Genomic DNA, 22678 nt, shown 5'->3' on the forward strand with positions numbered 1-22678 from the left:
CCGCAGCAACAGCGGGGCGCGGCGGGGGTTCCGCCCGCGCGCCCCGCGCCGCGGTCAGGTGCCGAGCGTGCCGGCCTTCGCCGCCGCGTAGCGTTCGCCGATCCGCGTCCAGTCCAGCACGTTCCACCAGTTCGCCGTGTATTCGGCGCGGCGGTTCTGGTAGCGCAGGTAGTAGGCGTGTTCCCACACGTCGTTGCCCATCAGCACGCGGGCGCCGTCCATCAGCGGGTTGTCCTGCCCGCCCTTGGTGACGATGGCCAGCCGCCCTTCGCGGTTCACCGTCACGAAGGCCCAGCCGCTGCCGAAGACGCCGTTGGCGGCCGCGTTGAAGCGGTTGCGGAAGGTGGCGACGTCGCCGAAGTCCTGCGCGATGGCCTGCGCCAGCTCCCCCGCCGGGTCGCCGCCGCGGCCGCCCATGATCTGCCAGAACATGCTGTGGTTGGCATGGCCGCCGCCGTTGTTGCGGACCGCGGTGCGCACGCCTTCCGGCACCTGGGCGAGGTTCATCAGCAGCCGGTCGAGCGGCATGTCGTGCAGCGCCGTGTGCTCGCGGATGGCGGCGTTCAGGTTGTTCACCTGCGCGCCGTGGTGGAAGCGCCAGTGCAGCTCCATCGTGCGCGCGTCGATCGCCGCCTCGTTGGCGTCGAAGGCGTAGGGCAGGGCGGGCAGGGCATGCGGGCCCGCGGGGGCGGCGGCCTGCGCGAAGGCCCGGCGCGGCGTGGCCCAGGGAAGGGCCGCGGCGGCGAGGCCGGCGGCGGCGCCGAACAGCCCGCGGCGGTGCAGGACGGTCATTCTGGCATTCTCCCTGGCGACGTGTCGGACCCGTCACATGGGGAAGGATGCCGCCGGGGGAAGCCCCTCAGCCCCGTCCCGGCCGCTGCAGCCAGGCCACGGCGCCGAGCAGCAGCACCGACAGCCCCACCATCAGCACCGCCGCCGCCGTCACCGCCAGGCTGATCTCGTCGTTCAGCCCCGCGAACATCTGCCGCGGCAGGGTGCGCTGTCCCGGGCCCGCCAGGAACAGCACCACCACCACCTCGTCGAGCGAGGTGGCGAAGGCGAAGACGGCCCCCGCCGCGACGCCCGGCATGATCCGCGGCAGGCAGACGCGGAAGAAGCCGCGCAGCGGCGTCGCGCCGCAGGCCGCCGCCGCGCGCAGCAGCACCGGGTCGAACCGCGCGAGGGACGCGAGGACGGTCACCACCACGAAGGGCACGCCCAGCATGGCGTGCGCGATGACCAGCCCCGCGAAGGTGCCGGCCAGCCCGCGCGGGCCGAAGGCCAGCAGCAGCGCCACCGCCACGATGATGGACGGCACCACCATCGGCGCCAGCAGCACCGCCAGCACCAGGCCCCGCCCCGCCCCGCGCCAGCGCCACAGCCCGAAGGCCGCCGGCGTGCCGAGCAGCGCCGCCGCCGCCGCTGCCGCCACGCCCAGCACGAGCGAGTTGCGCAGCGCCGGCAGCCAGAATTCCGAGGTCAGCACCACCCCGTACCAGCGCAGCGACAGCCCCGGCAGCGGGTAGTGCAGGAACCCGCCGGAGGAGAAGGACAGCGGCAGCACCGCCAGGATCGGCAGCAGCAGGAAGGCGGTGACCAGCAGCCCGAAGGCCCACAGCGCCGCCCTCATGCCGTCCGCACCCTGTCGAAGCCGACCAGCCGGCCATACAGCCCGACCAGCACCGCCACCGCCCCCAGCAGCAGCACCGACAGCGCCGCCGCCAGCCCCCAGTTCACCGTGCGGTTGGCGTAGAAGCCGACGAAATAGGCCAGCATCTGGTCGTCCGGCCCGCCCAGCAGCGCGGGCGTGACGTAGAAGCCCAGCGCCTGCACGAAGACCAGCAGGCAGCCCGCCCCCACCCCCGGCAGCGACAGCGGCAGCACCACCCGGCGGAACACCCGCGCCCGCCCCGCGCCGAGCGAGGCCGCCGCGCGCGGCAGGCGGGGGTCGATCTCGCGCAGGCTCGCCAGGATCGGCAGAACCATGAAGGGCAGCAGGATGTGGACCATCGCCACCAGCACCGCGAAGCGGTTCATCAGCAGCGGCAGGGGCGCGTCCACCAGGTGCAGCCGCAGCAGCGCGGCGTTCACCACCCCTTCCTTCTGCAGCAGCACCATCCAGGCGGCGGTGCGCACGATCAGGCTGGTCCAGAAGGGCAGCAGCACCGCCCCCAGCAGCCAGGGCACGGCGCGGGCCGGCGCGGTGGCGATCAGCCAGGCCAGCGGATAGCCCAGCAGCAGGCAGAGGGCGGTCGCCATGGCGGAGATCCACAGCGTGCGCGCCAGCACCGCGCGGAAGACCCTCTCCCCCTCCGGCACCGGCGCGATGCCGCCCGCCGCATCGCGCCGCAGGTCGAGCGCGGCCAGCAGGTTGAGATCCGTCACCGGCCCGCCCGCGCGGCGGATCGCGGCCCAGGGCGCGGGGGTGGACCAGGCCTCGCCGGCCGCGAGGATGCGCGCGCGGTCCTCCCCTTCCCCCGCGACGCGGCGCGCGGTGAGGGTCAGCAGGCTCCGCATCCCCGGCAGTTCGGCGTTCAGCCGCGCGGCCGCCCGCGCCAGCCCGCCCGCGCCCGTCTCCATGTCCCGCGCGCGGGCTTCCCGCAGGTCCTCGGCCAGCGCGGCGAAGGCGGCTTCGGGCGGCGCGGCCTCCTGCCAGCCCCGCAGCGCGGCGAGCGTGCGCGGCAGGGCGGCGGCCACCTCCGCATCCGCCACGGCGCGCCAGAGGAAGCCGCCGATCGGCGCGACGAAGCCGACCAGCAGCGCGAGGAACAGCGGCGCGACGAGCAGCAGCGCGGCGCGGCGGGTGGTCATGCGGGGCGGCGCGGCGGCGCCCCTGCCGGGACCGCCGCGCTCAGCGGCTCACCCAGGAATTGAACCGCTGGCTCAGCCGGTCGAGGTGGTCGAGCCAGAAGCGGTCGTCGATCTGCAGCGCCGCGGCGGCGTTCTGCGGCGCCGTCGGCAGTTGCGCCAGCACGGCCTGCGGCAGCAGCGCATTCGCCCCGCGCGCGGTGACGCCATAGGGGATGCGCGGCGGCAGCCCGGCCTGCTGCTGCGCCTGGCCGACGAAGTTCAGGAAGTCCAGCGCGCGCTGCCGGTTCGGGCTGCCGCGCATCACCACCCAGCTGTCGAGCGTGTAGAGGTTGCCGTCCCAGGCGATGCCGAAGTCCCGCCCGTCCGTCGCGTTCGCCGCCGCGATGCGCCCGTTGTAGGCGTTGGTCATCGCCACCTCGCCCGAGGCGAGCCACTGCGGCGGCTGCGACCCGCGTTCCCACCAGGCGAGGTCGCGGCGGATGCTGTCGAGCTTGCGGAAGGCGCGGTCCGCCCCGGCCTCGGTCGCCAGCAGGCGGTAGACCTCGCCCGGCGGCACGCCGTCCGCCAGCAGCGCGATCTCGAGCGTGGTCTTCGGCCCGCGGCGCAGCGCGCGCCGGCCGGGGATGCGGGCGGTGTCGAAGAAGTCGGCCCAGCCGCGGGGGGCCGTCTGCAGCCGCGCGCGGTCCCAGGCCAGCACGAAGGAGTAGTAGATGGCGCCGACGCCGCATTCGTGGACGGCCTGGGGGATGTAGTTGTCGCGCCCGCCGATGGCGGCGAAGTCCAGCCGTTCGAACAGCCCCTCCTCGCAGCCGATCAGCAGCTCCTCGCTCTCCACCTGCACCACGTCCCAGGTGTTGGCGCCGGACTGGATGCGCGCGCGCAGCACGCCGACGCCGCCATCCCAGGTCTCCTCCAGCATCCGCGCGTTGCGCGCCTGCATCCAGGGACGGAAATAGACCTCGCGCTGCGCATCCTGGTAGGCGCCGCCCCAGGACACCACCGTCAGGTCGCGGGTCTGCGCCGCCGCGCCGCCCGCGCCGATCGCCACCATCCCCGCCAGCGCCAGCACCGCGCGCCTGGCCAGGCCGAGCATCCCGTCGCGCATTCCCGTTCCCTCCGGTGAAGGCGCCGAGGCTAGCACTGGGGGGCAGCCCATGCGCAAGGGATGGGCCGCTACGCCCCGTCGGCGAAGGCGCGCGCCTGGTCGGGCGGCCAGGCGACCCGCACCGCCTCCCCCATTGCCGGCACCGCTTCCCCCGCCGGGCGCTTCGCCACCAGCTCCGCCCCCCCGTCGAGCGCGAGGCGCAGCCGCAGGTGGTCGCCCTGGAACAGCACGTCCACTACCCGCGCCGGCAACCCCGCTTCGGCCAGCGCCACGCGTTCCGGCCGCACCATCACCGCGCAGCGCGCGCCCGGCGCCGCATCGGCCGCGCGCGCCGCGACCTCCTGCCCGCCCTCGAGCGTCACGCGGCACAGCGCGCCGTCGCGCGACGCCACCACCCCCGGCAGGCGGTTGTTCTCGCCCACGAAGCCGGCGACGAAGGCATCCACCGGGTCGTCGTAGAGCGCCTGCGGCGGGCTGAGCTGCCGCAGCCGCCCGCCGGCCAGCACCGCGATGCGGTCGGACAGGGTCAGCGCCTCCGCCTGGTCATGCGTGACGTAGAGCATGGTGAGGCCGAGCCGCTGGTGCAGCGCCCGGATCTCGAACTGCATCTCCTCCCGCAGGGCCTTGTCGAGCGCGCCGAGCGGCTCGTCGAGCAGGACCACCGGCGGCTCGAACACCATCGCGCGGGCCAGCGCCACGCGCTGCTGCTGCCCGCCCGAGAGCTGCGCGGGCCGGCGCCCCGCCATCCCCGGCAGGCGCACCATCTCCAGCGCGCGGGCCACGCGCGCGGCGCGCTCGGCCCTCGGCACGCCCCGCGCCTCGAGCGGGAAGGCCACGTTCTCCGCCACCGTCATGTGCGGGAACAGCGCATAGGACTGGAACACCACGCCGATGCCGCGCCGGTGCGCCGGCAGCCGCGCGATGTCGCGGCCTTCCAGCAGGATGCGGCCGGAATCCGGCACCTCGAACCCGGCCAGCAGCATCAGCGTCGTCGTCTTGCCCGACCCCGACGGGCCGAGCAGCGTCAGCAGCTCGCCCCGCGCTACGTCGAGGTCGAGCGCGGCGAGCGCCGCGCCGGCGGGCAGGGCGCCGCGCGCCGCGACGGGATAGGTCTTCGACACGCGCTCGAAGCGCAGCAACGGGCTGTCCATCGCGCCCCAGGCTCCGCGCCGGTCGCGGGACTGTCAACGGCGGCGCGCGCTGCAACCCGAACCGGTCCGCGGGCGTTCGTCGCGCAACACCGCAACGGATCGAGGGGGCCCCCGATGTCTCAGCACGCCAACGACATGCGCGACCTGCGCGACGACGCGGCCCGCCTCGGGCGCGACGCCGCCGCGTCCGGCCAGCGGCTCGCCGAGGATGCGCGCGCCGAGCTGGCCCGCCTGCGCGCGCAGGTGGAACGCCTGATGGAGGACCGGGTGACGCCCGCCCTCGGCACCGCCGCGGACACGGTGGAGGACTATTCCCGCCGCGCCCGCCAGACCATCGAGGACAACGCCTATGCGGTCGCCGACACGGTGCGGGAACGCCCGCTGCTGACCATCGCGGCGGCGGCGATCGGCGGCTACATCCTCGGCCGGCTGATGGGCGGGACGACCTATGTCTACCCGGACCGCCACCACCGCTGAGCCGGGGCGATGCGCCTGCTCCAACTGGCCCGCGCGGCGTGGGAGGCGGAGGCCCTGCACCTTCGCCGCCTGGCGCGGGCGCATGGCATCCAGGCGGCCTTCGCGGCGGTGGCCGCGGTGTTCGGCCTGCTGCTGCTGCTGATGCTGCATGTGGCGGCCTTCGCGGCCCTGGCGCCGGGGCAGGGGCCGGTCTGGGCGGCGCTGATCGTCGGCTTCGCCGACCTGGTGCTGCTGGCGCTGTTCGGCTGGCTGGCGCGCCGCGCCGGGCACGACCCGATCGCGATCGAGGCGAAGCGCGTGCGGCAGGACGCGCTGCGCCAGCTTGGCGACGGCGCGGCGCGCGCCGTGGTACTGGCGCCGCTGCTCAAGAGCCAGACGGCCAAGAAGGGGCTGATCGGCGCGGCGGTGACCGCCATCGCGGTCGGGTTGCTCTCCCGCCGGTGACTTGTTAGCCCCGGGGCAGCAATCCCGGGGCCGCCGCATGTCCGACACCGCCGAACCCACCCTCATCGCCCGCCGGGAAGGCGCGGCCGGGACGCTGCTGATGAACCGGCCGCGCGCGCTGAACGCGCTCGACACCGGCATGATCGCGGCCCTCGACGCCGCGATCCGGGACTTCCGGGCCGACCCGGCGGTGCGGCTGGTGGTGCTGGAAGGGGCGGGCGGGCGCGCCTTCTGCGCGGGCGGCGACGTGCGCCGCATCCGCGACCTGGCGCTGGCCGGCGATGCCGCGGGGGTGGAGGCCTTCTTCGCCGGCGAATACGCGGTGAACGCCGCCATCGCGGGCTTCGGCCGGCCCTGGATCAGCCTCATCGACGGCGTCTGCATGGGCGGCGGCATCGGCGTGTCCGTCCATGGCAGCCACCGCGTGGTGACGGAACAAGCGCTGCTGGCCATGCCGGAGACGGCGATTGCGCTGTTCCCAGATGTCGGCACCAGCTTCGTGCTGCCGCGGCTGGCCGGGGGGCTCGGCAACTGGCTGGCGCTGACCGGCGCGCGGCTGAAGGGGGCGGAGGCGGTGGAGGCGGGCCTCGCCACCCATTTCGTCCCGCGCGCGGACCTGCCCGCGCTGCGCGCCGCGCTGATGGCGGGCGACGCCGCGGCGGTGGACCGCTTCGCCCGGCCGGTGCCGCCCGGCGCCGTCGCCGCCTTGCGCCCGGCGATCGACCGCTGCTTCGCCCACGCCACGCTGCCCGCCATCCGCGCCGCGCTGGAGGCGGAGGGGACGGACTGGGCGCGGGAGCAGCTCGCCATCCTCGCCCGCATGTCGCCGACCAGCCTGGCGGTCACGCTGGAACTGCTGCGCCGCGGCGCAGGGCGCGACCTGGCGGGCTGCCTGGCGATGGAACTCGCCCTGACCCGCACCGTGACCCGCCATCCGGACTTCGCCGAGGGCGTGCGCGCGGTGCTGGTGGACAAGGACAACCGGCCGGCCTGGGCGCCGCAGGCCGACCCCGCCACGCTGTTCCCGCCGGGGGGCTAGCCTCCCGTCCGCTCCGGGTGGATGGCGGGGCCGACCGGCGCGGGGCCGGGGTCCTGCGGCGTCTCGGCGGGGGTCTGCGGGGGCGGGTGCACGGCCGGGCCCACCGGTGCCGGGCCGGGATCGGGCTGGTTGCCCGGCCCGGCCGGGGTGCTGGTGTTGGCGCCGCTGCCGCGGTCCGGATGCGATGACATCTTGCGGTCTCCCCTGATGCGCCCGTCGGGCGGGAAACCCGCCAAGCGATGCAGGGGCGGCACCGTTCCGCCCGCGCCCGCACACGTTGTTCGGAAGCGCCGACACCGGGGCGCTGGGCGCGGCTGAAGCGTGATCCGCGCTCATGGAAGCGCGGATCACGCTTCAGCCCCCCGTTTGAGCGGCTGATTCACCGCTCCGGCGATTCCGCCTCCGCGGATCAGGCGCTAGATCGTCCCGGCCGCCGCCCCCTCCGCATAGGGGCGCAGCCGCGCGGCGATGACGCGGCCCACCGCCTCCACCGCGGCGCGGCGCGGGAAGCCCGCGCGCCAGGCGATCCGCACCACCCGCCCCGCCCGTGCCGCCAGCGGCCGCAGCACGATGCCCGCATCCTGCGCCGTGCCGGCGGCAAGCCCGGGGATCAGCGTCGTGCCGTAGCCGGCCGCCACCATGTTGAGCAGGGTCGAGAGGCTCGCCGCCCGCAGCGCGCCGCCCAGCGCGCCGCTTCGCCCGCAGGCGGCCAGCGCCTGGTCGCGCAGGCAATGCCCGTCGGCCAGCACCAGGATGTCGGCCCCCAGGTCCTCCTCCGCCACCGCGTCGCGCGCGGCCAGCGGGTGGTCGGGCGGCAGCGCGGCCAGGAACGGCTCGGCGAACAGCGCCTGGCTCGCCAGGTCCTGCCCCTCCGCCTCGGTCGCCAGCAGCGCGGCGTCCAGCTCATGCGCGCGCAGCCGCTCCAGCAGCGCCGCGGTCTGGTCCTCCCACGGCTCCAGCTCCAGCGCGGGCAGCGCCTCGCGCAGGGGGGCGAAGACCAGCGGCAGCAGATAGGGCGCGAGCGTCGGGATGACGCCCAGCCGGAAGCGCCCGGCCAGCGGGTCGCGCAGGTCGCGCGCGACGGCGAGGATCGCATCCGCCTCCGCCACCGCCGCGCGGACATGGCCGATCAGCCGCGCGCAGGCCTCGGTCGGCACGACCGCGCGGGCCGTCCGCTCGAACAGCGCGACGCCGAGCCCCTCCTCCAGCCTGCGGATCTGAATGGACAGCGTCGGCTGGCTGACGCCGCAGGCTTCGGCCGCACGGCCGAAATGCCCGTGCCCCGCCACGGCGAGGAGGTAGCGGAGGTCGCGGAGGTTCATCGGGTGGCGGCCTGCCTTGTCATAGCCAGCGTCTATCATGCTTGTTGCGATGGAGTGCTTCCATCTATCCTCGGGAACCGGCTAGCATCCTGCAAGGGGATTCAACCGGGGGGTCGGGCATGGGCTGCGCCCTGCGCCCGTCGCGGTGGTCGTCCCCGGTGCCGATGCCCAGGCCAGTCGCTGACGCTACGAACGGAGGGAAAGATGGACGGTAATGTTGCCTCGACCACCGGCAAGTGCCCGGTGATGCATGGCGCGCCGAAGCACGCGACATCCGGCGGCAGGTCCAACCGCGACTGGTGGCCGAACCAGCTGAACCTGCGGATCCTCCACCAGCATTCCCTGCTGTCGAACCCGATGGGCGAGGCCTTCGACTATGCGGAGGAGTTCCGCAAGCTCGACCTCGAGGCGCTGAAGCAGGACATCTTCGCGCTGATGCGCGTGTCGCAAGACTGGTGGCCTGCGGATTACGGGCATTACGGGCCCTTCTTCATCCGCATGGCCTGGCACGCCGCCGGCACCTACCGCACCGGCGACGGGCGCGGCGGCGGCGCCAACGGCGCGCAGCGCTTCGCGCCCGAGAACAGCTGGCCGGACAACGGCAACCTCGACAAGGCGCGCCGCCTGCTTTGGCCGATCAAGCAGAAATACGGCAACCGCATCTCCTGGGCGGACCTGTTCATCTTCGCGGGCAACTGCGCGATCGAATCGATGGGCCTGAAGCCCTTCGGCTTCGGCGGCGGCCGCGCGGACATCTGGGAGCCGGAGGAGGACATCTACTGGGGCTCCGAGGAGACCTGGCTGGGCGACCGGCGCTACAGCGGCGACCGTGAGCTCGAAAACCCGCTCGCCGCCGTGCAGATGGGCCTGATCTACGTGAACCCGGAAGGCCCGAACGGCCAGCCGGACCCGCTCGCCTCCGGCCGCGACATCCGCGAAACCTTCGCCCGCATGGCGATGAACGACGAGGAGACGGTCGCCCTCGTCGCCGGCGGCCACACCTTCGGCAAGTGCCACGGCGCCGGCCCCGCCACCCATGTCGGGCGCGAGCCCGAAGGCGCCGCGATCGAGGAACAGGGCCTCGGCTGGAAGAACAGCTTCGGCACCGGCAAGGGCGCCCACACCATCACCAGCGGGATCGAGGGCGCCTGGACGCCGAACCCGACGCAGTGGGACAACGGCTACTTCGACATGCTGTTCGGCTTCGACTGGCAGCTGACGAAGAGCCCGGCCGGCGCCTGGCAGTGGATCCCGACCGACCCCGCCGCGGCGACCCTGGTGCCCGACGCGCACGACCCGGCGAAGCGCCACGCGCCGATCATGACGACGGCTGACATGGCGATGAAGCTGGACCCCATCTACGGCCCGATCTCGAAGCGCTTCCACGAGAACCCGGACCAGTTCGCCGATGCCTTCGCCCGCGCCTGGTTCAAGCTGACGCATCGCGACATGGGGCCGAAGGCGCGCTATCTCGGCTCCATGGTCCCGGCCGAGGACCTGATCTGGCAGGACCCGGTCCCGCCGGTGACCCATGCGCTGGTGGATGCCGGCGACATCCTGGCGCTGAAGGCGCGCATCCTCGCCTCCGGCCTCAGCGTCGCGCAGCTCGTCTCCACCGCCTGGGCCTCGGCCGCGACCTATCGCGGCTCCGACCGGCGCGGCGGGGCGAATGGCGCGCGCATCCGCCTCGCCCCCCAGAAGGACTGGGAGGTCAACCAGCCCGCCCAGCTCGCCACCGTGCTCGCGGCGCTGGAAGCGATCGGGGCGGAGTTCAACGCCGCGGCCTCCGGCGGCAAGCAGGTCTCGCTCGCCGACCTCATCGTGCTCGGCGGCTGCGCGGGGGTGGAGGAAGCGGCGCGCAAGGCCGGCATCGGCGTGACGGTGCCCTTCACGCCGGGCCGCACCGACGCGACCGCCGAGCAGACGGATGTCGAATCCTTCGCGGTGCTGGAGCCGACGGCGGACGGCTTCCGCAACTACCTCAAGACCCGCTACTCGGTCTCGGCCGAGGAGCTGCTGGTGGACCGCGCGCAGCTGCTGACGCTGACGGCGCCGGAGATGACGGTGCTGGTCGGCGGGCTGCGCGTGCTCGGCGCCAATGCCGGGGGCTCGCGCCACGGCGTCTTCACCCACCGGCCGGGCACGCTGACCAACGACTTCTTCGTCAACCTCCTCGACATGGGCACGAGCTGGAAGCCGGTCTCCGAGGCGGCGGAGCTGTTCGAGGGGCGGGACCGCGCGACGGGTGCGGTGAAGTGGACCGGGACGCGGGTGGACCTCGTCTTCGGCTCCAATTCCCAGCTGCGCGCGCTGGCCGAGGTCTACGCCCAGGGCGACTCGCAGGAGAAGTTCGTCCGCGACTTCGTGGCGGCCTGGACCAAGGTAATGGAGGCAGACCGCTTCGACCTCGCCTGACGCGCGCCCGGCGCGGCGATGCGCCGCGCCGGCGCCGGACGGCCATGCCGGCGCGCCGCGCCGGCCGACGATGCAGGGCACGCGCCGCGTGCCCTGCGTCCAACGTGACGCCAACACGAACGGGGAGGAGGTGCCATGGGTCGCCCCGTGGACACCGTGTGCCGCGACGACCTGCGCCGCGCCGGCCTGCCCGGGCAGGGGATGCTCGCGCGCCTGCTCGCGCTGCTGCGCGCCGCGCCGGAGACGCATCTCGGCCTTGCGGAGGTGGCCAGGCTGGCGGCGCGCGCCGGGCTCGACCTCCCGCCCCCCGACCTTGCGCGGCAGCTGGACACGCTGGTCGGGCGCGGGCTGCTCCGCCGCCTGCCAAGCACCGCGGCCGAGCCGGTCTTCGACACGGTCTGCGACCCGCATTCCCACCTGGTCGACGAGGAGACGGGGCAGACGGTCGACCTCGACGTCTCGCCCGAGACGCTGCTCGCGATGATCCGCCAGGCGCTGGCCGAACGGCCGGACCGGGTGGAGCTGCTGATCCGCTACCGCCGCGACCCCGGCCCCGCGGTCGCGCCGCCGGCCGGCGCGCGGGCAGGGCGGCGCCGGGCGCCCGCGCCGCCGCAGCGCGCGGCCGCCAAGGCCCGGCCTGTCGCGTGAGGGCGGGCGGTCATCCCGGCCGCCCCGTGATGGAAGGAGATGCCATGGGTGCGCAGCTCGCCGGCCGTCATGTCGCCTGTCCCGCCGCCGGGGTCGTGCTTGCCTTCCGGCGGCCGGTGCGGGCCCCGGCCTCCGTCACGCCGCTGCGCGCGCTGTACGACGCGGCGGGGCGCGGGCCGTCCTGGCTTGCGCGGTCGCTGGCCGGGCGCCGGATCACCTGCTCGGGCCTGGTCGGCAGCGTGCCGAGCGGCGCGGCGGGCTGGCTGGCGCTGGGCGAGGACGTGATCGCGCCCTGCCCGGCCTGCGGGGGCGACCATGACTGGCCGGTCGGCGTGCTGGCCGTGCAGGCCCCCTGCCCGCCGGGGACCTTCGCCGTCGCGACGCTGCGGGGCGTGCTGGACCTTTGCCCCGGCGCGGGCGATGCGGCCGGCATGGGCGGGCGGCTCGCGCTGCGCGACGCGGCGGTGGTGGCGCCGTGAGGGCCGCCCCGCCCGCGTGGACGGGCCCCGTCAGGCCCCGGCGGGCGCGGCGGCGAAGTCGCCCTCGGCGCTGAGCCGGCTCGACTCGCCGCTCAGCCCCAGGTCCTTCGCCATCAGCCCGGTGGTGATGCGCGCGCCTTCGTAGATGACCGGCAGGCCGCTGCCGGGATGGGTGCCGCCGCCCACCAGATACACGCCCTGCACGTCGCGGAAGCGGTTGCCCGGGCGGAAATAGAGCATCTGCGGCAGTTCGTGCGACAGGTTGAAGGTCGCGCCGAAGCCGACCCCGAACTCGTCGCGCCAGTCCTGCGGCGCGACGATGCGCTCGTGGCGGATATGCGGGCGCACATCGCCCATGCCGAGCACCCTGAGCCGGTCCAGCGCCACCTCGCGGTAGCGCGCGACCTGGGCCGACCAGTCGGGCCGCTTGATGAGGTTCGGCACGGGCACGAGCATGTAGAGCGCGGTGTGCCCCTTCGGCGCCATGGTCGGGTCCGTCGCGCCGGCATGCTGCACGTAGAGCGACGGGATCTCGGGGATGGTGCCGCCCTCGATCTCCGCGATGTTTTGGCGGTACTGCTCGGACAGGATGACGTTGTGGTGGGCGAGGCCGGGGTATTCGCGGTCGAGCCCGAGATAGAGCATGAAGGTCGAGCAGGAGTAGCGCGCCTTGCCGATCTTCGCGTCCGACCAGTCCCGCCGCAGCTCCGGCGGGATCAGCTTCGGCACGGCGCCGGCGAAATCCGCGTTCACCACCACGGCGTCGGCGTCGTGCCGCGCGCCGCCCGTCTCCACGCCGCGGGCGCGCCTGCCTTCGAAGGCGATGCGGTCCACCGGCGTGCCCAGCCGGATCTCGGCGCCGAGCCGCCGCGCGACGCGCGCCATCGCCTCCGACACCGCGCCGCAGCCGCCGATCGGGTGGAAGATGCCGTGGTCGTATTCGAGGTAGCTGAGGATGGTGAACAGCGAGGGGCAGCGGAACGGGCTCATCCCCAGGTATTTCGTCTGGAAGGAGAAGGCGAGCCGCACCCGCGGGTCGCTGAAGTGGCGCGCCAGATCGCGGTCCACGGTGGACCAGGGGCGCAGCAGCGGGATGGCGCGGATCATGTCCCAGCGCGCCATGTCCTGCGGCGTCTCGAAGGCACGTTCCAGCACGGGGCGGAAGATGTCGAGCTTGGCGCGGTTCTCCGCCATGAAGGGGCGCAGGCCGCGCGCATCGGCGGCGTTCAGCTTCGCGATCTCGGCCTCCATCCGGCCGAGATCGGCCGAGGCGTCGATCTGCGTGGACCCGCCCGGCTCCTCGAACACCAGGCGGTATTGCGGCTCGAGCCGGCGCAGCTCCACCTCCCGCTCCAGCTCCGCCCCGCAGCGGCGGAAGATCTCCTGCAGGATGCGTGGATAGAGGAAGAAGGTGGGGCCGAGGTCGAAGGAATAGCCGTCCGGCGTCGTCAGCGTCCGCGTGCGGCCGCCGACGACCTGGTCCTTCTCGTACACCGTCACGCGCGCGCCGGAGGCGGCGAGCATCATGGCGGCGGCGAGGCCGCCCGGCCCCGCACCCACGATGGCGATCTGCGGCCGCGGGCGATGCACGGCGGGGGAGGGGAGGGAGACGTTCATGGCTGCCGCAGGCAGATGCGTGCGACCGCGCCGGGCGCAAGGGGCATGGCGGGCGGATTACGCCGCGGACGGCATCTGGGCCGGCAGCGCCGCCGCGCCGCCCGCGATCTCGGCGCAGCGCGCGGCCGCGCGCGGCAGCAGGCGCGCGCGGAAGGTGTCGCGCAGCCCCGCGCGGTCCGGCGCCGCCGCCGCCGCGCGTGCGAGCATCCAGGCGCCGAGCGTCCATCCGCAGGCATCGAGATAGGCCGCGGCGTAGGACTGCGCGGCTTCCGGGTCGCGCGCCTGCAGCGCCAGCATCGCTTCCGTCGCGGCGCCGAGCCGCGCCGCGTCCTCGGCCATGCCCGGCGTCGCCGCGACCTCCGCCAGCAGGGCGCGCATCGCCGCGCCCTCGTCCTTCGCCAGCTTGCGGGTCAGCAGGTCGATCGCCTGGATGCCGTTGGTGCCTTCGTAGATCGGGGCGATGCGGGCGTCGCGCAGCACCTGCGCGGCGCCGCTGTCCTCCACGAAGCCCATGCCGCCATGCACCTGGATGCCGGTGCTCGCGGTCTCGACCCCGCGGTCGGTGCACCAGGCCTTGACGATCGGGATCAGCAGGGCGAGCCGGGTGGCAGCCGCCGCATCCCCGGTCAGGTGGTGGCGGTCCAGCGCGGCGGCGGCTTCCAGCGCCAGCAGGCGGCAGGCGAGCGTGGTGGCGCGCATCTCCGCCAGCATCCGCGCGACATCCGCGTGTTCGGCGATCGGCCGGCCGGACTGCACGCGCCCCGCCGCATAGGCTTCCGCCAGTTGCAACGCCCGCGCGCCCTGGCCCACGCCCTGCACGCCCACCGCAAGCCGCGCCGCGTTCATCATGGCGAACATGGCGTTGAGCCCGCGCCCCGGCTCTCCCACCAGTTCCGCCTCCGCGCCCTCGAACAGCATCGTGCAGGTGGGGGAGGCGTGGATTCCGAGCTTGCGTTCGACGCCGCCGCAACGCAGCGCGTTCCGCCGGCCGTCCGGCAGGACCTTCGGCGCGGCGAACAGGCTGATCCCGCGCGATCCCGCCGGCGCGCCGGGCAGGCGGGCAAGGATCAGGTGCAGGATGTTCTCCGTCGTGTCGTGCTCGCCCCAGGTGATGTAGATCTTCTGGCCGTGGATGGCATAGCGCCCCTCGCCCAGCGGCTCGGCGCGGGTTCGGATGGCGGCCAGGTCGCTGCCCGCCTGCGGCTCGGTCAGGTTCATCGTGCCCGGCCATTCGCCGCTGACCAGCTTCGGCAGCCAGCGCGCCTTCTGGTCGGGCGAGCCGAACTGCACCAGGCAGTCGATCGCGCCCGCCGTCAGCACGGGCGCCAGGAAGAAGGCCATGTCGGCGGCGGAGGCCAGTTCCGTCACCGCGAACCAGACGGCATGCGGCAGGCCCTGCCCGCCATGCGCCTCGGGCGCGGCCACGCCCTGCCAGCCGCTGTCGATCCAGCCGCGCATCACGTCGCGGTAGTGCGGCGGGGTTGCGACGGTGCCGTCGGCAAGGCGCGCGCCGTGACGGTCGGCTTCCTGCCAGCCCGGGGCGATCACCTCCGCGCAGAAGCGTTCGGCCTCGCGGATCAGCGCCTCGATGTCGGCGGCCGGCAGCGCGCCGCCGGTCAGGCCGGGCAGGTCCACCACGCGGGTCAGGCCGAGGATCAGGTCGTCGGCGGCGGAATGCGTCGTCATGTCGTCCGGTCCAGCGTGAGGTCGGAGAGGAGGCCGGGCGGCGGCGGCGCCTCGCCCGCGGCCCAGCCCGGCAGCCCCTCCGCCAGGATGGGGTCGCCCGCCGCGCGCGCCAGGGCGAGGCCGAGCAGCGCGCCGAACTTGAAGCCATGGCCGGAAAACCCGCCCATCACGAAACAGCGAGGCCCGGCCTGCTCCACCACGAAACGCTCCGCCGGTTCCACGTCGTACCAGCAGGCCGCGGCCGACAGGATGCTGTAGCGGTCGAGGTCGCGGATGCGCCCCCGCGCGAGGGAGAGGATCGCCTCCGCCTCCTCCGCCGTCGCGTCGCGCGGGCCGTCGGGATCGGCGGTGGCGGCGAAGCGGTGGTCGCCGATCTTCAGCGGCGTGCCCGCGACAGGCGGCACCGCGTAGAAGCCGCCTTCCTCGGATAGGTCGAGCAGCATCGGCGCCGCCCGCCACGCCGCTTCATGCGCCGCGGGCGGGGCGAGCCGCACGACGACCTGCCGCGTCGGCCGCACGCGGGCGCCAAGCGCGGGCAGCAGGCGCGGCCCCCAGGGACCGGCGGCCAGCACCAGCAGGTCCGCGCCCTGGCGCGACCCGTCCTCCAGCGTGACCGCCGCGCGCGCGGGATCGACCGCGGCGGCGCGGCCACGCGTGATGGCGACGCCGCGCGCCGCCAGCACGCGCGCGAGCAGCGCGACGATGCGCCGCGCCAGCAGCACGCCGCCGGGGCGCAGCGCGAAGGCATCGGCGATGCCGTCCGGCGACAGGAAGGGGAAACGCGCCGCGACCTGCGCGGCGCCGAGATCCTCCACCGCATGGCCGTCGCCGCGCAGCGCGGCGCGGCTGTCGGCGATCCAGCCGTCCGGCGCCCCGGCCAGCGCCAGCACGCCGGTCGGGACATAGGGGCGTTCGCCGCCTTCGGCGAACAGCAGGTCCCAGGCGGCGAAGGCGGGGTCGATCATCCGCATGTAGCCGGCCTGCGCGCCATAGGCGTGGCGGATCAGCCGGTGGTCGTCCACCGAGGCGCCGCGCGGGTTCGGCACCTCGTCCCCGTCCAGCACCCGCACCGAGACGCCCGCGCGCGACAGCGCCCAGGCGGCCGAGAGGCCCATGATGCCGGCACCGAGGACAAGGGCGGTTCGCATCCGCCCAATGTCGCGCGGCCGGGGCGGCTTGTGGAGGGGGCGCCCGCGCAGCCCACGCCCTCCCCCGCCGTGTGGGGGGGGGAGGGGGAGGGGCGGCGCGGTGCCGCCTCAGTGCACGCGGCTGCGGCTGGTCGTGCTGCGGCCGCTGCCGGCCGAGGCGCGCCCGCCCTTCGCCGCCGCGCTGCTGCGCCGCGCCGTGGCGGGCTTGGCAGCCGACCGGCCGGAGCCGGAGGACTTCGCCGCCCGCGCCGCGCCGCCCTTGGCGCCGTTGGCGCGCGCCGCGGCGGCCTTCTTCGGCGTCCGCGTGCTGCCCGCCTTCGATGCCGCCTGGGAACGCGTCATCTTGCCGGCCGACGCGGCCTTGCCGCGGCTTGCGCTGCCGGCCGCCTTGCGGGCGGGGGCTGCGGCCTTGCTGCGCGTCGTGCCGGCCTTCGCGCGGGAGGATGCGGCGCCCGCCCGTCCGCCCTTCGATGCCGCGGTGCTGCGGCTGGTCGCCTTGCGCTCGGTGCCGGCGGCGGACTTGCCGCGCGTGGCCGTCGCCTTGCGCGCCGTGCCCGAGGCGGACTTGGCGCGCGAGGCGGTGCCGCTCGCCCGCCCGCCCTTCGCGGCGGCCGCGGTGCGCCCGGCCGCGCCGCGCGCGCTGCCGGAGGAGGCCGACTTGCGTGCCGTGCCCGAGGAGGCGGTCTTGCGCGCCGTGCCCGAGGAGGCGGTCTTGCGCGCGGTGCCGGAGGAGGCCGACTTGCGCGTGCTGCCGGACGAGGCCGACTTGCGCGCGGTGCCGGAGGAGGCGGTCTTGCGCGTGCTGCCGGATGAGGCCGACTTGCGTGCGGTGCCGGAAGACGCGGCCTTGCGCGCGGTGCCGGGCGCCTTGCGCGTCGTCGCGGCGCGGCGGCGCTTCGGGGTTTCCTCGGCCTGCGGCGCCGGCGCGGCCTCCGTGCCGTTCTCCTGCCCGCCGGTCGGGGGCTGCTGGGTCTCGTCGCTCATGCGCTCATCCTCCTTGAAGGGTCCTGGCCCTGGTTCGTCAGTCCGCATCGCCATGCCGCGGCGATGGTGCGGCCCGTGCGGCGCGGCGCGAACTTCGCCGCGCATCGCGCCGCTGTTGGCGCGGCGTGTGGTGGAGGTGCCGGGTGCGACCAGCGCTGCTCGCCATCACCGCCTCTCCGCCGCTCCCGCACGCAACGCAGGATGCGTGCGGTTGCAGGGGCGAACGTCACGTCGCGGCGATTGTTCCCATCATCGTGGTGGTCGGCGCCAATGAATCATCAGTGAGCCGACAAGCGATTCGCGCGGCGCGACGGAATGCATCGCGCCATGCGCCGCCGCAGCCGCGCGGTTCGCGGCATCGGGCGCGTGGCTCACCGGCTCGACGCAGAGGATGCCGGCGGCGCGCGGCGCGAAGACCTGCAGGTTGCCGCGCCACGCGCCATCCGCGTCGAGCCGCAGCGCCGCGCCGTCGGGGAAGGCGATCTCCGCGCAGCCGTCCCAGCCGGCGAAATGGGCGTCGTGCAGCGGGTCCAGCACGGCGTCGTCCCCTTCGATCCCTGCGGTCGGGCGCGGCGCGACCGGCAGGCCGCGCGCGTCGCGGCCGAAGACGGTGCGCGCCGCGAAGCGCAGCCGCGTGCCGCGCGGCCGCACGAAGAAGGGATGCCATCCGAGGCCGAGCGGCGTCGCCGCCCCGCCCGCATTGGACAGCCGGACGGAGAGCAACATCCCCGCGGGCGACAGCGCGACGCGCATCCGCGCCGCGCAGCGGAAGGGCGGGTGGTCGAGGTCGCAGGCGAGCGTCGCGGCATCCGGCGCGCGCTCCTCCACCCGCCAGGGCAGCGTGCGGACCAGCCCGTGCAGCGCATTGCCTTCCAGCGGCCGGTTGACCGGCATGCGCCATTCCCGTCCGCCCGCGACGATGCGCCCGCTATCCAGCCGGTTGGTCCAGGGCGCCATCAGGAAGGCGCCGTGGAAGCCGGCATTCGGGTCGCCCCCCGGCGGCACCGGCACCAGCAGGTCGCGCCCCCCATGGGCGAGTCGCGCGAAGGCCGCGCCGCGGTCGGGCAGCAGCACGGCCTGCCAGCCGGCGGAGGAGAGCGTCAGCATGGCGCGATGGGACCACGGCCCGGGCGCCGCGCCCAGGCGGCGCGCGATGTCCCGCCGGCGTCAATCCAGCGCGAAGGGATCGCGCGGGCTGAAGCCCCCTTTCCGGGAATACTCGATCGGGCAGTAGAAGCCGCCCTGGTAGCGTTCCTCGACCGGGTTGCCGGACACCACGCCCGCGATCCGGTCGCGGAAGGCTTCCGCGCTGTCCTGCGGCTGCCAGCCGATGCGGTCGCGGTGGTCCTTCCCCCAGAAGCTGGCCGGGTTGGCGGAGGCGCCCCAGATGACGCAGTGGCCGGTGCGCGGGGCCAGGATGCTCCGCTCCACGCAGCGCGCCAGGTCGGGATAGGACAACCAGGTGGACAGCCCGCGCGCGTTGTTCGGCTCCGGCAGGCAGGAGCCGATGCGGATGTTGACGTTCTCCACCCCGTGCTTGTCCCAGTAGAGCCGGCCCATCAGTTCCCCGTAGACCTTCGACAGGCCGTAATAGCCGTCCGGGCGGAAGGCGCAGTCGAAGTCGAGCTTCGCCCCGTCCTCCCCCGGCCGCTCATGGAAGCCGATGGTGTGGTTGGAGGAGGCGAAGACCACCCGCGCGCCTTCCCGCCGGGCGGCCTCGTAGACGTGGTAGAGCCCGCGGATGTTCGGCTCCAGGATCGCCTCGTAGGGCTGTTCGGTCGCGCAGCCGCCGAAATGCACGATGGCCGGGCAGCCTTCGGCCTGGCGGACGATGGCCAGCGCCTCGTTCAGGTCGGCGCGGGTGAAGGTCGCGCGCGGGGGCAGCGGGTCGGGGAAGGGGGCGATGTCGGTCAGCCGCAGCGTGAAGCCGGCGGCCGAGAGCTCCGCCGCCAGCATGCGGCCGAGCGCGCCCGAGGCGCCGGTGAGGAGGATGGGCTTGTCGTGCATGTCGGGTCCCGTGGCGTTGCGTGGTCAGGCACCGTAGCCCAGCAGCAGGCGTGGCAGGGTGAGGGAGACGGCGGGCCAGTAGGTGGTCAGCGCCAGCGCGACCAGGATGGCGCCCCAGAAGGGCCATATGGTCCGCATCACCGCCTCGATCGGGATCTTGCCGATGGCGCAGCCCACGAACAGCACCGCCCCCACCGGGGGGGTGGTGAGGCCGAGGCCGAGATTCATCATCATCACCATGCCGAACTGCACCGGGTCCACCCCGATCGCCACCACCACCGGCAGGAAGATCGGCGTGGTGATCAGGATCAGCGCCGCCATGTCCATGACGCAGCCCAGCAGCAGCAGGCACAGGTTGATCAGCAGCATGATGACGATCGGGTTGGAGCTGATGGCCAGCATCCCGTCCGTCAGCAGCTCCGGCAGGCGGTAGAGCGCGAGCAGATAGGCGAAGGCCGTCGCGGTGCCGACCAGCAGGAACACCACCGCCGAGGTGCGGACGCTGGCCGCGACCGCGACCCTGAAGCCCTCCCAGCTCAGCGCGCGGTAGACCAGGATGGTGACCAGCAGCGCCCAGATCGTGCCGAAGGCCGCGCTCTCGGTCACGGTGAAGATGCCGGACAGCACGCCGCCCAGGATGATGAAGGCGGTGAACAGGCCTGGCAGCGCGTCCACGAAGGCCCAGCCGAGATGGCGGAACCCCTTCCAGCCATCCGCCGGGTAGCCGCGCCGCACCGCCATCACATAGGCGGCCCCGGCGAGGAACAGGCACATCATGATCCCCGGCACGATGCCCGCGATGAACAGCGCGCTGACCGAGATGCCGCCCCCCGCCGCCAGGGAATACAGGATCATGTTGTGGGAGGGCGGGATCAGGATGCCCGCGATGGAGGAGGTGACGGTCAGGCTGACCGCGTAGTCCACCCCGTAGCCCTTCGCCTTCATCGCCGGGATCAGGATGACGCCGGTGGCCGAGGTGTCCGCCACCGCCGAGCCGGAGATGCCGCCGAACAGCATCGAGGTGGAGACATCCACCATGCCGAGCCCGCCCCGCATCCACCCCACGGCGGCCGAGGCCAGCGCCACCAGCCGCCGCGCGATGCCGCCATGCAGCATCAGCTCGCCCGCGAAGATGAAGAAGGGGATGGCCAGCAGCGAGAAGATGCTCATCCCCGCCGTCATCTGCTGGAAGGCGACGGCGGGGTTGATGCCTTCCCACAGGAAGCCCGCCAGCGCGCCGATGCCCAGCGTGAAGGCCACCGGCACGCCGGCCACGACGCCGAGGACGAAGACCGAGAGGATGAGGAACAGGCCGGACTCCACTGCCGCTACTCCAGGAAGGCGGCCTTGATGCCGCGCTGTTCGGGGCCTTCCTTGCGGAGGATGTCGAGCAGCACCTGCTCGACCGCGAAAAGGGTGATGAGGCCGCCGCAGACCATCAGCGGCACGTAGGTCCAGCCCTGGCTGATGCCGATCAGCGGGATGCGGAAGTTCCAGACCATCTCCACCAGTTCCTGCGAGTACCACATCATCGCGAAGCCGAAGAGCCCGACGAGGGTGTCGCAGCCCACCGCGATCCAGCGCTGCGCCGCCATGGGCAGGCTTTCGCGGAAGCCGAGGACGGAGAGGTGGAAGCGTTCCCGCACCCCCACCGCCGCGACGGGCAGCGCGATGCAGAGGATGGCGAGGGTTGCCGCGCGCTCCACCCAGGTGGGCGTGTCGTTCAGCACGTAGCGGCCGAAGACCAGCCACCCCATCATGACCACCAGCCCGACCAGCGCGGCGCCGGCGAGGAGGATGACGAGCCGGCAGAAGAGATCGAGCGCGCGGGAGAACAGGGCCATGTGCGGTGATCGCTCCCTTGCCCGCATCAGTGGCCGCCGCCCCGTGGCGGGGCGGGGCGGCCATGCGGGGCTTCATTCGGGGGTGGTCGGGACGTGCGGCGCGGCGCCTTCCCCCCGCCGCCCGCCCCACGGGGCGGGCGGCGGGGGCTTCGGTCACTGCAACTCGCGGATGCGGGTCACCATCCCCGACAGGCGGGGGTTGCTGCCCGTGTACTTCTGGTAGACCGGCGCCATCAGCTCCGCCCAGGGACGGCGGTCGGCGATCTCGATGACGTTGACGCCCGCGCGCTCCACCGCCTGGCGGGACGCGACCTCCCGCTCCGCCCAGACCTGGCGCTGGAAGGCCGCGGCCTCGCGCGCGGAATCGCGCAGGATGTTGCGCTCCTGCTCGTTCAGCCGCTGCCAGCGCTGGCGGGACACGGCCAGCACCTCCGGCACGTTGCTGTGCTCGGTGGTGGTGAAGAAGCGCGCGACCTCGAAGTGGCGGGTGCTCTCGTAGCTCGGCCAGTTGTTCTCGGCGCCGTCGATCACGCCGGACTGGAGGCTGGTGAACACCTCGCCGAAGGGCAGCGGCGTGGGGTTGGCGCCGAGCGCGCGCATCAGGTCGATCCACAGGTCGGAGGTCTGGACGCGGATCTTCATGCCCCGCAGGTCGGCGGGCGTGCGGACCGGGCGGGTGGTGTAGAGGCTGCGCGCCCCGGCATCGAACCAGGACAGCGCGATGATGCCGATGCCCTCCAGGTCGCGGGCGATCTCCTCCCCCGCCACGCCGTCGATCGCGCGCTGCATGTGCGCCACGTCGCGGAACAGGAAGGGCAGGGTGACGACCTGGGTGGAGGGGGCGAGGTTGTTGAAGGGGCTCAGGTTGAAATTCGCGAAGTCGATCGAGCCGAGGCGCATCTGCTGGATCGCCTCGTCCTGCTGGCCGAGCTGGGCGGAGTGGTAGGTCCGCATGCGGATGCGGTTGTTGGTGCGCTGCGCGACGAGTTCGCCGAACCGGTCCATGCCGCGGCCGTTCGGGTAGTCTGCGGCATGGATGTTCCAGCCGCGCCATTCCTGCGCCTCGGCGGACGGGGCCGCCATCCAGGGCAGCAGGGCGGCGGCGGCAAGGGCCGCGGCACGAAGGGCGCGCAAGGGCTTCATCGGGTCGGTTCCTCTCCCTGGGGCGGCGGGCCTCGGGCCGCCTTGGTTATATGATCATCATACGACTGCGGGCGGGCGGGCTGTCAAATCGCCTCGCGCGGGGAACGCATGCGGCCGTGATGCGCTGTCGGGGCATCAAGGTGGAGTGGCAGCATGGACCGGGACAACGAGATCGAGGAAGCGATGCCGGACGAGGTGCCGCTGGTGCCCGCGGCCGCGGTGGGCTTCCTGCTGTATCCCTGGGCGGTGCAGCTGATCCTCGCCAACCCGCCCGCGAACGACATCGGCGCGCCGCCCCCGGCCGCGCGATAGGCCGTCCCCCGCCCCGGTCCTTCCCGCCGGGGCGGGACGGCCCCGG

General features: G+C 74.2%; 23 protein-coding genes. 7 read left to right on the forward strand and 16 right to left on the reverse strand.

Translation table 11 applies throughout. From position 1 onward, the window contains the following. Nucleotides 1-54: 54 nt before the first annotated feature. The 5 genes from ACK8OX_RS11400 to ACK8OX_RS11420 all read right to left on the reverse strand — a co-directional run bounded on the left by ACK8OX_RS11400 (nt 55) and on the right by ACK8OX_RS11420 (nt 5067). Nucleotides 55-792: a superoxide dismutase gene (locus tag ACK8OX_RS11400; RefSeq protein WP_430664206.1), complete on the reverse strand. Its 738-nt coding sequence runs from the start codon at nt 790-792 to the stop codon at nt 55-57. A gap of 67 nt (nt 793-859) precedes the next feature. Further along, on the reverse strand, nt 860-1630 hold the full coding sequence (locus tag ACK8OX_RS11405; protein WP_430664207.1) for an ABC transporter permease: 771 nt from the start codon (nt 1628-1630) through the stop codon (nt 860-862). Beyond that, nucleotides 1627-2811, reverse strand: a complete 1185-nt coding sequence (locus tag ACK8OX_RS11410) for an ABC transporter permease (protein ID WP_430664208.1) — start codon at nt 2809-2811, stop codon at nt 1627-1629. The genes ACK8OX_RS11405 and ACK8OX_RS11410 overlap by 4 nt, the downstream gene beginning before the upstream one ends. 40 nt (nt 2812-2851) lie before the next feature. After that, nucleotides 2852-3916, reverse strand: coding sequence for an ABC transporter substrate-binding protein (locus ACK8OX_RS11415; RefSeq protein WP_430664209.1), 1065 nt, complete (start codon nt 3914-3916; stop codon nt 2852-2854). Between the two features lie 68 nt (nt 3917-3984). Continuing rightward, nucleotides 3985-5067: an ABC transporter ATP-binding protein gene (locus ACK8OX_RS11420; RefSeq protein WP_430664210.1), complete on the reverse strand. Its 1083-nt coding sequence runs from the start codon at nt 5065-5067 to the stop codon at nt 3985-3987. Nucleotides 5068-5181: 114 nt separating this feature from the next. Between ACK8OX_RS11420 and ACK8OX_RS11425 the strand changes: the two genes are divergently transcribed. From ACK8OX_RS11425 to ACK8OX_RS11435, 3 genes are read left to right on the forward strand one after another with little or no spacing between them, the layout of a single operon-like run. Then, nucleotides 5182-5544, forward strand: a complete 363-nt coding sequence (locus ACK8OX_RS11425) for a hypothetical protein (RefSeq protein WP_430664211.1) — start codon at nt 5182-5184, stop codon at nt 5542-5544. Nucleotides 5545-5553: 9 nt separating this feature from the next. Beyond that, nucleotides 5554-5988, forward strand: coding sequence for a hypothetical protein (locus tag ACK8OX_RS11430; RefSeq protein ID WP_430664212.1), 435 nt, complete (start codon nt 5554-5556; stop codon nt 5986-5988). A 37-nt stretch (nt 5989-6025) separates the two neighbouring features. Continuing rightward, nucleotides 6026-7027 carry an enoyl-CoA hydratase/isomerase family protein gene (locus ACK8OX_RS11435; RefSeq protein WP_430664214.1) on the forward strand — a complete coding sequence of 334 codons (1002 nt, stop codon included), beginning with the start codon at nt 6026-6028 and terminating at the stop codon, nt 7025-7027. Here ACK8OX_RS11435 and ACK8OX_RS11440 read toward each other — a convergent pair. Together ACK8OX_RS11440 and ACK8OX_RS11445 are read right to left on the reverse strand one after the other, a co-directional pair. Then, a complete protein-coding gene (locus ACK8OX_RS11440; RefSeq protein ID WP_430664215.1) occupies nt 7024-7218 on the reverse strand; it encodes a hypothetical protein in 195 nt (64 codons plus the stop codon). The genes ACK8OX_RS11435 and ACK8OX_RS11440 overlap by 4 nt on opposite strands. A 225-nt stretch (nt 7219-7443) precedes the next feature. Beyond that, the gene (locus tag ACK8OX_RS11445) at nt 7444-8388 is read right to left on the reverse strand and encodes a LysR substrate-binding domain-containing protein (protein ID WP_430664216.1); all 945 of its coding nucleotides are present in this window, start codon (nt 8386-8388) and stop codon (nt 7444-7446) included. Between the two features lie 165 nt (nt 8389-8553). Here ACK8OX_RS11445 and katG point away from each other — a divergent pair, with 165 nt between their 5' ends. From katG to ACK8OX_RS11460, 3 genes are all read left to right on the forward strand, one after another. After that, on the forward strand, nt 8554-10764 hold the full coding sequence (katG, locus tag ACK8OX_RS11450; protein ID WP_430664217.1) for a catalase/peroxidase HPI: 2211 nt from the start codon (nt 8554-8556) through the stop codon (nt 10762-10764). 135 nt (nt 10765-10899) lie between these two features. Beyond that, nucleotides 10900-11412, forward strand: a complete 513-nt coding sequence (locus ACK8OX_RS11455) for a hypothetical protein (protein ID WP_430664218.1) — start codon at nt 10900-10902, stop codon at nt 11410-11412. Between the two features lie 44 nt (nt 11413-11456). Further along, nucleotides 11457-11891, forward strand: a complete 435-nt coding sequence (locus ACK8OX_RS11460) for a hypothetical protein (RefSeq protein ID WP_430664219.1) — start codon at nt 11457-11459, stop codon at nt 11889-11891. 30 nt (nt 11892-11921) lie between these two features. Here ACK8OX_RS11460 and crtI read toward each other — a convergent pair whose 3' ends face one another. The 9 genes from crtI to ACK8OX_RS11505 all read right to left on the reverse strand — a co-directional run bounded on the left by crtI (nt 11922) and on the right by ACK8OX_RS11505 (nt 22320). Next, on the reverse strand, nt 11922-13508 hold the full coding sequence (crtI, locus tag ACK8OX_RS11465; RefSeq protein WP_430664220.1) for a phytoene desaturase family protein: 1587 nt from the start codon (nt 13506-13508) through the stop codon (nt 11922-11924). Nucleotides 13509-13565: 57 nt separating this feature from the next. After that, the gene (locus ACK8OX_RS11470; protein ID WP_430664221.1) at nt 13566-15194 is read right to left on the reverse strand and encodes an acyl-CoA dehydrogenase; all 1629 of its coding nucleotides are present in this window, start codon (nt 15192-15194) and stop codon (nt 13566-13568) included. After that, a complete protein-coding gene (locus ACK8OX_RS11475) occupies nt 15191-16342 on the reverse strand; it encodes an FAD-dependent oxidoreductase (RefSeq protein WP_430664222.1) in 1152 nt (383 codons plus the stop codon). The genes ACK8OX_RS11470 and ACK8OX_RS11475 overlap by 4 nt, the downstream gene beginning before the upstream one ends. Before the next feature lie 108 nt (nt 16343-16450). Continuing rightward, a complete protein-coding gene (locus ACK8OX_RS11480) occupies nt 16451-17326 on the reverse strand; it encodes a hypothetical protein (RefSeq protein WP_430664223.1) in 876 nt (291 codons plus the stop codon). A gap of 249 nt (nt 17327-17575) precedes the next feature. Beyond that, nucleotides 17576-18433: an aldose epimerase gene (locus ACK8OX_RS11485; RefSeq protein ID WP_430664224.1), complete on the reverse strand. Its 858-nt coding sequence runs from the start codon at nt 18431-18433 to the stop codon at nt 17576-17578. Nucleotides 18434-18493: 60 nt separating this feature from the next. Then, nucleotides 18494-19333: an NAD-dependent epimerase/dehydratase family protein gene (locus tag ACK8OX_RS11490; protein ID WP_430664225.1), complete on the reverse strand. Its 840-nt coding sequence runs from the start codon at nt 19331-19333 to the stop codon at nt 18494-18496. A 24-nt stretch (nt 19334-19357) separates the two neighbouring features. After that, nucleotides 19358-20656, reverse strand: coding sequence for a TRAP transporter large permease (locus ACK8OX_RS11495; protein ID WP_430664226.1), 1299 nt, complete (start codon nt 20654-20656; stop codon nt 19358-19360). 5 nt (nt 20657-20661) lie between these two features. Then, nucleotides 20662-21177: a TRAP transporter small permease gene (locus ACK8OX_RS11500; protein ID WP_430664227.1), complete on the reverse strand. Its 516-nt coding sequence runs from the start codon at nt 21175-21177 to the stop codon at nt 20662-20664. A 153-nt stretch (nt 21178-21330) separates the two neighbouring features. Continuing rightward, on the reverse strand, nt 21331-22320 hold the full coding sequence (locus ACK8OX_RS11505) for a TRAP transporter substrate-binding protein (protein WP_430664228.1): 990 nt from the start codon (nt 22318-22320) through the stop codon (nt 21331-21333). 153 nt (nt 22321-22473) lie between these two features. Between ACK8OX_RS11505 and ACK8OX_RS11510 the strand changes: the two genes are divergently transcribed. Further along, nucleotides 22474-22632, forward strand: coding sequence for a hypothetical protein (locus tag ACK8OX_RS11510; RefSeq protein WP_430664229.1), 159 nt, complete (start codon nt 22474-22476; stop codon nt 22630-22632). Nucleotides 22633-22678: the final 46 nt, after the last annotated feature.

It is taken from the genome of Falsiroseomonas sp. CW058, assembly GCF_050563535.1.
Lineage (GTDB): Bacteria > Pseudomonadota > Alphaproteobacteria > Acetobacterales > Acetobacteraceae > Falsiroseomonas.